Genomic DNA, 9,679 nt, shown 5'->3' with positions numbered 1-9,679 from the left:
GTCTTAAGCTAATGGCTACTACTGCCTTCACCATTCGGGACTTTAACCCTAGAGATAACGCCCATGCTGGGCGCACACGAAAAAAGGGCCCCTCCTAAGAGTTGCCCTTTTATATCCAGAAATTACTTGTCTATTTTAAGTAACGAATCGGGTTCTGAGTTCGTCCATTTTGTATAACCTCAAAATGCAGATGAACACCAGTGGAGTTTCCTGTCGAACCTTTTACGCCTATTTTCTTTCCTTGGCTAACGACATCGCCGACTTTCACATTGAGGCTGCTCATGTGACCGTACAATGTCTTCATTCCATTGCCATGATCGATGATGACCGATTTTCCATAGTCGCCATTCCAACCTGCGAATGTGACACGTCCATTGTCTGCCGCCATGACAGAGCCAGAACCGGCAATATCAATTCCTTTATGCATGCTTCCCCAGCGTTTGCCGAAGCCGCTGCTGATATATCCGCTTGCAGGCCAGCTCAAACGGCCTGTCCCTCGAGATGGGATTACTTTTGTACCGCGCTCCATAATTTTGGTTACGGGCTGCACGGTTACATCTTGTTTGATTACTTTGCGATTAACTACTTGTCCATTTTCTTTCACGACTTCATACTTAACAGTTTTACTGCCGTTTTTACCTTCTTGGATGACCTTTGTTTCGCCTTTGGGAATCTTGTCATTGTTCTTAATTTGGGTATTAAAAGCAATAACCTCTTGCTGATCCACTTCTTCTTTCACTTGTACGGTAACCAGTGGACGCACTGCTGTTACATTGATTTCTTGTCCCAATTGAAGGACTGTATTTTCCGTGACACCTGGATTGTTCGCATAAATATCTTTAGAGGTAATGCCGTATTTCTTCGCGATGCAACCGATGCAATCGCCTTCCACTACTGTGTGCTTCATGTCCTTGAAGGTGCCCTTTACCAACAGCTCCTCCAGTTTATCGGCAGACAAAATTTGAGATGCATCGACTGTTTCTGTTTGCATCTCTACATTTTCTTTAAAAGCGACTTCTTTGACCGGGTTTGGCTTGACTGGGACTGTAGATGCTGCCGCTACAACAGCCTTTTTCCCTGTCGGTACTCCGGAATACTTTTCCTTCACTTCAGCCAGCACTTGGTCAGCTGATTGCTGATCGGGCAAGTACCCTACGGCTTTGCCGTCAATCATCAGCTTAACGCCCTGCACCTTGATATCCGCCACGGATGCGAGAGCTTGTACAGCCGCATCATTATCGAATGGTGCCTTAAACTTGCGCTCTTCATTGAATGTGATATAGTCAGCCATTTGCAAGTTCAGGCCAGTCTTGGCCTTTTCCTCTTCCAACTTGGCTGCAGTCCAGCTATGTATCACATTTGGATCGTTTACCACGCCGATCTCTTTGCCGTTCACGACGACATGGTAGACAGAATTGACATTGCTTGTGTAATAGTATTGTGCGGATGCTCCAGCTGCAATCGTTAAAACTAGCCCTGCCGCAACTGAAATCGATTGTTTTTTATGTGCCTGGATATAAGAGCTTGTACGTTTCATTGTACGTTTCGCCAGATCACTGCAATCTTGAACGATTCGTGATGACCGTTCCTGCAGCTTGGCCTTCCATTCCGACCAATGCATAACTTGTCCCTCCTGAAAACAGATACAACTTGCTCGTTCCATTTCCTGAAAATTTTAAATTTATTGACTAGGTCATAGATCCCAAAATTTAGTTTCCATTTATCTGCCAAATTGCCTAAAGAAACCAACTATGTCGACTTTACCATAAGAATAACGACAACATCAAGTGTAAATTGCTGTCGAATAAAAAAATAGACGAAGAGTCATTATATGTACAAATAATTGGGAGCATTTATCATAACTGGAGGCTGATAAACGTGAAGGAACGTAACATTCTTGCAGGATTTCACACCCAAGAGGATGCCCAAAAGGCAGAAAAAGCACTTCGACAAGCTGGTTTTTCCATCATTCAGATCGACAGAATCGGACAATTCCCCGGTGACGGGAATGAACAGATTATGAATCCCATTTCTGGAGATTTTCCCAGCTTGGGCAACCTCACATTGGCAGGTGACTTCCCAAGTGGCAGGGATGCAAGCATCATGGCCGCAGTAGATCCTGACGCCAGTGGCATGGCAGACCGAGGCGACGATAATTTGAATCGAAGTGTCTTATTAACGGCAGTCGTACCAGAAGAACAAGGTGATCTAGCGACCGAGACTATCCGATCTTATGGAGGCATGATCTAAAATAAATATAGCCATCTTCCCTTACATGACTAGGAAAGATGGCTTATTTCGTTATGGGCATCTGGGACTCACACCTCTTGCATCGAGGTAACGTCTTTTAGTGCAAGTCGGCGTATCGTCGTTTTCTCGGCGTCATTTTGTTGCTTGTATGTCGTGATAAAGCACAGATAGCCATTGTTGAAATGAGTCATGGTTCCCTTGATGACGACGCCATTGATCATCTTCACCTGTACATTTTTGCCTAGCAGCTTCATGGCCTTTTGGTCAAATCCAAAACCCATCATCACTTTTCACCTCTCCATTTCTCCCTATGTCTAACCTTATGCCCAGAGGGTGTCGTTTCGTGTCTGTCCCTTGAAAAAAAATGAAAGCTGCCGAATGATCGACAGCTTTCCTCTATTATAGAGTAGATTTCTTCTTAGCCGTAAATGCCACGAACAATCACGGTTTGTTCACGATCTGGTCCTACGGAGAAGATCGACATTGGAATACCAGTCAGTTGCGTGATGCGCTCAATGTAGTGACGAGCGTTTTCTGGCAAGTCGTTCAGATTGCGAACGCCTGTGATGTCCTCTGTCCAACCTGGCAGCTCTTCATATACTGGCTCGCATTTCGCCAGCAGGTTGAGGTTTGCCGGGAACGACTCGATGACTTCTCCATTGTATTTGTACGCTGTGCAAATACGCAGTGTCTCGATTCCAGACAGTGTATCCAGCTTGGTGATAGCCAAACCAGTAAGACCGCTAACGCGGCGAGCATGACGAACGACTACGCTGTCGAACCAGCCTACACGACGAGGACGACCTGTTGTCGTACCATACTCGAAGCCAACCTCACGGATATGGTCGCCAGTTGCATCAGTCAGCTCAGTCAGGAACGGACCGTCACCTACACGCGTCGTGTAAGCTTTTGCAACCCCGATTACTTGATGGATTTTGGTTGGTCCTACACCAGAACCGATGGTCACGCCACCCGCAATTGGGTTGGAGGACGTTACATAAGGGTACGTACCTTGGTCAATATCAAGCAGTACGCCTTGTGCGCCTTCAAACAGAACACGGTTGCCTTGATCGATCGCATCGTTGAGAACAACAGAAGTATCGGTTACATATGGGCGGATGATCTCAGCAAGAGCCAGGTATTCATCCAAAATTTCTTTGAGCTCAAAGCCAGTTGTGTTGTACATTTTCTCCAGCAGCATGTTTTTCTCTGCCAGGTTGCGTTCGAGCTTGCGAGCAAACTCTTCACGATCCAACAAATCAGCGATACGGATACCGATACGCGCTGCTTTGTCCATGTAAGCAGGTCCGATACCTTTACGGGTCGTACCGATTTTATTAGCACCGCGGCTATCTTCTTCTACGCCATCCAGCTTGATGTGGTACGGCAGAATCACATGCGCGCGATCACTGATTTTCAAATTGCTTGTAGAAAAACCGAAGCTGTGAATGTACTCCAGCTCTTTTACCAATGCTTTCGGATCGATAACCATACCGTTTCCGATTACGCAGGTCTTGTCACTATAAAAAATTCCGGATGGAATCAAATGCAGCTTATATTTGTTACCACCAAAAATAATGGTATGGCCTGCGTTGTTACCGCCTTGGTAACGAGCCACTACCTCTGCGCTTTCCGCCAGATAGTCTGTAATTTTACCTTTACCTTCATCGCCCCACTGGGTTCCGACGACAACGACTGTTGACATCGAAAAACACCTCCTGATATTATCATGTCTTTTCGGGCCTGAAACAATCTAAGTTTACTAAACGAGACTCCCCATGTCAACGCTAAATACGAACATTCATATAGTTAACTTATAATATGTTCGGCAATTCAATATAGAAAAAAAAGCCGGAATTTCTCCGGCTTTTCTTCCATTCAAACTATTAACCTGCTTGATTTCGAAAGCGTTGATCCAAGCTAACGAATTTGTTGAATTCCTTCAAAAACGCCAATTCCACAGTTCCAGTCGGGCCGTTACGCTGTTTGGCGATGATGATCTCGATGACATTCTTATTTTCTGTTTCCTTGTCATAGTAGTCATCACGGTACAAGAAGGCAACGATATCGGCGTCCTGCTCAATCGATCCCGATTCACGGATATCTGACATCATTGGACGCTTGTCCTGCCGTTGCTCTACACCACGGCTCAACTGAGACAGAGCGATAACTGGCACGTTCAGCTCACGGGCAATCCCTTTTAGCGTACGAGAGATTTCCGATACTTCCTGCTGACGGTTGTCTCCTTTGCCTCGTCCATGAATCAGCTGAAGGTAATCGATCAGGATTAAGCCCAAACCCTTCTCGGTCTGTAGGCGACGACATTTCGCACGGATGTCTTGTACGGTTACCCCGGGCGAATCATCGATATAAATCGGTGCTTTTGCCAGCGTACCGATCGCCATCGTCAGCTTTTGCCAGTCGTCTTCCTCCAGCGTACCCGAACGCATCCGGGATGCATCCAGATTACCCTCCGCACAAATCATACGCTGTACCAGCTGAGAAGCACCCATCTCCAAGGAGAAGATGGCTACGGTCTCACCTGCACGGGCTGCCACGTTTTGGGCGAGATTCAAGGCAAAAGCCGTTTTCCCTACGGAAGGACGGGCTGCCAAAATAATCAGGTCACTGCGCTGTAATCCGGCAGTCATCTTGTCCAAATCCGTATATCCCGTAGGAATTCCTGTAATATCACCGCGACGTTGACTCAAAAACTCAATCCGCTCGTACGTTTCCAGAAGTGCATCACGAATCGGTGTAAAACCGCCGCTGTTGCGATTTTGACCGATCTCCATGATGTACTTCTCCGCATCGGCGATAATCTGGGTGACATCGTCCTCGCGGGAGTATCCGTCATTGGCAATCTTGGTAGCTGTATGAATCAATCGCCGTAGGAGCGATTTTTCTTCTACAATTTTTGCGTAGTATTCGATGTTTGCTGCAGTTGGGACCGAACTGGCGATTTCCGTCAGATACGTAACGCCGCCGATTTCATCCAGCAGCCTGTGGTCCTGTAAGTCAGCTGTGACAGTAACCAGATCGACAGGCTCACCTTTTTCATACAGGTCCACCATCGTTTGAAAGATGCGCTGATGCGCTGTCTTATAAAAATCCTCCGGTCGGAGAATCTCAATGGCCGTGATTAAAGCTTCCTTAGACAAGAACACGGCACCTAGTACCGATTGTTCCGCTTCCTTGTTCTGTGGCGGCACACGATCCAAAAACAGGTCGCTCACGTCACACCCCCCACAATTGAGACATTATTCTTCCACAACGTGTACTTTTAGTGTCACGGTTACTTCGTTGTGCAGTTTTACTTTAATTTGCGTCACGCCCAAAGCACGGATTGCATCCATTTCGAGCTTTCGCTTGTCTACTTTGATTTTGAACTGATCTTCCAGCGCTTGTGCTACCTGTTTGCTCGAAATCGCACCAAACAAGCGTCCACCCTCGCCAGCTTTTCCTGCTACTTTCACTGTCAGCTCTTCCAGCTTTTTGCCAAGCTCCTGAGCATCCAGCTTTTCTTGCTCTTTGCGTTTCTCTTCGCTGCGCTTTTGGGCGTCCAGCGTTTTTACGTTGCTATCTGTCGCTTCTTTTACCAGCTTCTTAGGCAACAAGAAGTTGCGTACATAGCCCTCTGACAAATCTTTTACTTCGCCTTTTTTACCTTGGCCTTTTACATCTTGAAGAAAAATGACTTTCATCATCGTTTCCCCCTTTATATTTTGGCCTATACGACCGAATCAATCGCTTCTTTCAAACGTCTTGTCGCTTCTTTAATCGATATGCCTTGAATTTGTGTCGCAGCACCAGTGAGGTGACCGCCTCCACCTAATAACTCCATGATCGACTGTACATTGATGTCGCCCAAAGAACGTCCACTAATCAAGATCGTATCATCGGAACGCCCAGCAACAACAAACGACGCCTGGATACCCGATAGCGTAAGAAGCTGTTCAGCAGCCTGCGCCACCTGTACTTGCGAGTAATCCTCGGACGGATCACCTATGGCAATCGCCATGTTGTCACGGTACGTTTCCGTATTCATAATGATCTTCGCTCGCTTCACATACTGACCCAGATCTTCCTTCAAGAGGCGTTGGACAGCCGTAGTATCGGCCCCGTTTCGCCGCAGGAACGACGCTGCCTCGAAGGTCCGCGAGCCAGTGCGGAAGGCAAAGCTTTTGGTATCCACCACAATTCCCGCCAATAGTGCCGTTGCAATCAGATTGTCGATATTCAATCGCTCGCTCTGATATTGCAAGAGCTCCGTGACAAGCTCAGCCGTCGAAGAAGCATACGGTTCCAGATACAAGAGTACTGGCTCAATGAACTCCTCTGAACGTCTATGGTGGTCAATCACCACAATTCGGCTTGTTTCACTTAACAGCTTCGGCTCAATTACAAGCGATGGTCGATGCGTATCGACGACCACCAGCAATGTCCGGCCGTTGATGAGTCGGATCGCCTGCTCTGGTGTGATAAATGTCTCAGCCAGCTCTTCGTTGGCATAAATCTCTTTCATCAAACGCTCGACAGAATGATTGCCTTCATCCATGACGATATAAGCCGTTTTGTTGTGCAGCTGCACAGCCTTCAATACACCAAGGGAAGCCCCGATGGAATCCATGTCAGGCTGTTTATGCCCCATGACGATGACGTGCTCCGCCTCATGAATGAGATCACGCAGCGCATGGGCAATGACACGAGCACGGACACGTGTCCGTTTTTCTACTGCATTTGATTTTCCACCGTAGAAGGTGAGCTTGTTGCCAATCTTGACAGCGCACTGGTCGCCACCGCGCCCCAATGCAATATCCAAGCTTGACTGTGCCATTTGTCCCAGCTCAATGTAAGTGGTAGCAGCCGCTCCAACCCCGATACTGAGTGTAATCGGAATTTTGTTGTCGGCAGTCATCTCGCGCACCACATCGAGAATGTCAAATCGCGTTTCTTCTAATTTATCAAGTGCTTCCCGTTCCATCAGCGCCAAAAATTTGTCGGCCGTGATTCGGCGAAGATATATGCCATGTTTGTTGGCCCACTCTGTAATCACACCAGCCACGCTTGTAGAGAGCAGCGTACGGCTCTGATCATCCATTACCTGTCCAACCTCGTCCAAATTGTCGAGGTGAATGATGGCAAGTGCAGCCTTTTCTCGATGGTAACGGGTCGTCAATTCTTTATAGTCCGTAATGTCCTTGAAATACAAAAGACGCTCATCGGACCGAACAATGACCTCGTATACCCGCTCGTTATAAGTAAACTCCAGCCGTTTTTGCTCCGGCTTCCACACCAGTTGGGGGAATACCTCTTGGAGGGTTTTCCCAATCATGGATTCATCCCCGGACATATGTGTCATGTACGGGTTTACCCACTCAATTGCCTTTTCCTCGTTGTATAAAAGAATTCCGATCGGCAGCTCCTGGATAACGCCTTCTCCCGCCTTCTTCACGCGATGGGTGACTGTCGCCAAATACAGGCGCAGATCTCGTTGGAACCCCTTTTCTGCTTGAAGAGCGTAAAGAACCAAGCCAATCAAGCAAATCATGCCGATCGCCCCGTACATCCAATGGAACAAGGTCAAAATCCCCAACAACAGCAAGCTAAAGCTGAGTGCCAGGACCATGTGCATCCCGTACCAACGCTTTAACAGGAACTTGGGCATTTCCTCAGCCCCTCTTCACTCTTGTTTCCAGTTTTTCACGCAAACGCATTCCTAGGTCAAATATCCCTACTAGACTAAGTATAGTACTTAGGGGGGGAAAAATAAATAGACAGAGCAAGGGAGTCAATCTCTTCCACCCGTACAAATAGGCAGCAAATAAACAAAAACTCAAGCCCTGCAAAACAAAAATAGCATCCAGCATGGCTTTCAGGTTCATCAGGGCGATTTCCCAGAACGTGCCCTGCATGCTTTGGGCAAACAACAAAATGCTGATCATCGCAATAAAGTAGTAATAAAGCAACGATCGAGGGAAGCTCCATTCCCGAATTGGCTTCAATGCTGGAATCGGTCTGCGCAGACGTCGTCCAATCAGTCTCGCCAATCCATGAATAATGGCACTAGATAAAAAGCTGAACATGACAAGACTCGTGGGCATGACGATTTTGCCCAGTGCAAGTTGCTGATCAAACTGCTCTTTTGGCATCATTGCTGGGCGCAGCTTTTCCACTTCTTGCATGATGGCATTAAAATCAACGTTCATTCCGAATGCCATAAATGCCAGCATGGAAACGACACTCAAAAAGGCAACGCCTGCCCCTGCCACAATTGCCGGAAGAGCCGCTCCTTTTTTATAGACGATCCCCATCACCGAGCCCCAAACGGCACTAGAAAAAGCAAGTGTTGCTGCGAATGGGCCGGTAACGATCCAGCCAAGAAACGTAAAAGCAAGAGAGATCCACACCATATTAGGTACTGTGCGATTCACTGCCAAAAGGATAAATGGCAGAGGTATCAAGAAACTGACGAGCCCTCCCAGTACCGTATATGTACCAAGAAACAGCAGCACCAGTGCGATACCCAGCATAAGGGCATTTTCAGCCAAGTGTTTCGTTTTGGACGGCATGTCAGCACCTCATTATTCATGTCTCATGTACAAAAACTATGGAAAAAAGAGGGCCACGCAATTGTGCCCCCCTTTTTATAGCTTTTGCAACTTATTCAGCAGTGTAAGGCAACAGTGCTACTTGACGGGATCGCTTGATCGCGATTGTCAGTGCACGTTGATACTTCGCAGAAGTACCAGTTACACGACGTGGCAAGATTTTGCCGCGTTCGCTGATGAACTTTTTCAGCAAATCAACATCTTTATAATCGATGTGCTTGATTTTGTTCACTTTAAAGAAGCATACTTTACGACGCTTATTAGGACGTCCTTTGCGTGCCATGATAGTCCCTCCCTCTTAGGAATGTGAAAGTTATACGATATTAGAACGGCAAGTCATCATCTGAAATGTTGATCGGCTTGCCTGCACTCGCGAAAGGATCACCAAACGGATCATAGTCATTATTTCGTTGACCGGATGGTTTGTTACCGCCACCCATGCCCCCCGGACCTGGATCGTATCCTGAATTGTCTCCGCCGGATTCATTACCTCGACCGCCCAAAAATTGAACGTTCTCCGCAACGACTTCCGTCACGTATACCTTTTTACCTTCTTTATTATCATAGGAGCGTGTTTGCATACGTCCTTCGATGGCTGCTTGTCTACCTTTACGCAAATAGCTTGCGCACAGATCGGCAAGTTTTTGCCAAGCGACAATGTTAATGAAGTCCGTTTCTCTCTCTCCCGCTTGATTGGTGCGGGGACGATTAACGGCCACAGTAAAAGTAGCAACGGCAACGCCATTTGATGACAATAGGTAAAACTTTGGCATGTGCGCCTCCGTCTTTTCCCCTGTCCCAAACCGTACGTGCAAGTT

At 47.2% G+C, this 9,679-nt stretch carries 10 protein-coding genes; 1 reads left to right on the top strand and 9 read right to left on the bottom strand.

Going from position 1 to position 9,679, the window contains the following annotated elements:
• Positions 1-130: 130 nt before the first annotated feature.
• On the bottom strand, positions 131-1,621 hold the full coding sequence (locus tag AB1L17_RS30870; protein WP_412848760.1) for a LysM peptidoglycan-binding domain-containing M23 family metallopeptidase: 1,491 nt from the start codon (positions 1,619-1,621) through the stop codon (positions 131-133).
• A 173-nt stretch (positions 1,622-1,794) separates the two neighbouring features.
• Between AB1L17_RS30870 and AB1L17_RS30865 the strand changes: the two genes are divergently transcribed.
• Positions 1,795-2,250, top strand: a complete 456-nt coding sequence (locus AB1L17_RS30865) for a hypothetical protein (protein WP_412848759.1) — start codon at positions 1,795-1,797, stop codon at positions 2,248-2,250.
• Between the two features lie 68 nt (positions 2,251-2,318).
• Here AB1L17_RS30865 and AB1L17_RS30860 read toward each other — a convergent pair whose 3' ends face one another.
• The 8 genes from AB1L17_RS30860 to AB1L17_RS30825 form a co-directional block, all read right to left on the bottom strand.
• Entirely contained in the window at positions 2,319-2,534 is a 216-nt protein-coding gene (locus tag AB1L17_RS30860; protein WP_412848763.1) for a hypothetical protein, read from the bottom strand.
• Between the two features lie 134 nt (positions 2,535-2,668).
• The gene (locus AB1L17_RS30855; protein ID WP_412848758.1) at positions 2,669-3,955 is read right to left on the bottom strand and encodes an adenylosuccinate synthase; all 1,287 of its coding nucleotides are present in this window, start codon (positions 3,953-3,955) and stop codon (positions 2,669-2,671) included.
• A 181-nt stretch (positions 3,956-4,136) separates the two neighbouring features.
• On the bottom strand, positions 4,137-5,486 hold the full coding sequence (dnaB, locus tag AB1L17_RS30850) for a replicative DNA helicase (protein ID WP_412848757.1): 1,350 nt from the start codon (positions 5,484-5,486) through the stop codon (positions 4,137-4,139).
• Positions 5,487-5,510: 24 nt separating this feature from the next.
• Entirely contained in the window at positions 5,511-5,954 is a 444-nt protein-coding gene (rplI, locus tag AB1L17_RS30845) for a 50S ribosomal protein L9 (protein WP_412848762.1), read from the bottom strand.
• Positions 5,955-5,980: 26 nt separating this feature from the next.
• The gene (locus AB1L17_RS30840; RefSeq protein WP_412848756.1) at positions 5,981-7,918 is read right to left on the bottom strand and encodes a DHH family phosphoesterase; all 1,938 of its coding nucleotides are present in this window, start codon (positions 7,916-7,918) and stop codon (positions 5,981-5,983) included.
• 4 nt (positions 7,919-7,922) lie between these two features.
• Positions 7,923-8,822 (bottom strand): DUF2232 domain-containing protein, encoded by a 900-nt coding sequence (locus AB1L17_RS30835; RefSeq protein WP_412848755.1) that lies wholly within the window; start codon positions 8,820-8,822, stop codon positions 7,923-7,925.
• Between the two features lie 91 nt (positions 8,823-8,913).
• Entirely contained in the window at positions 8,914-9,144 is a 231-nt protein-coding gene (rpsR, locus tag AB1L17_RS30830; protein WP_016739387.1) for a 30S ribosomal protein S18, read from the bottom strand.
• Positions 9,145-9,184: 40 nt separating this feature from the next.
• Entirely contained in the window at positions 9,185-9,634 is a 450-nt protein-coding gene (locus AB1L17_RS30825; protein ID WP_412848761.1) for a single-stranded DNA-binding protein, read from the bottom strand.
• Between the last annotated feature and the right edge of the window lie 45 nt (positions 9,635-9,679).

The sequence above is a fragment of the Brevibacillus jepli genome (assembly GCF_047229145.1).
In the GTDB taxonomy this organism is placed as follows: domain Bacteria; phylum Bacillota; class Bacilli; order Brevibacillales; family Brevibacillaceae; genus Brevibacillus.
This window is presented reverse-complemented; position numbering and strand designations above follow the sequence as displayed.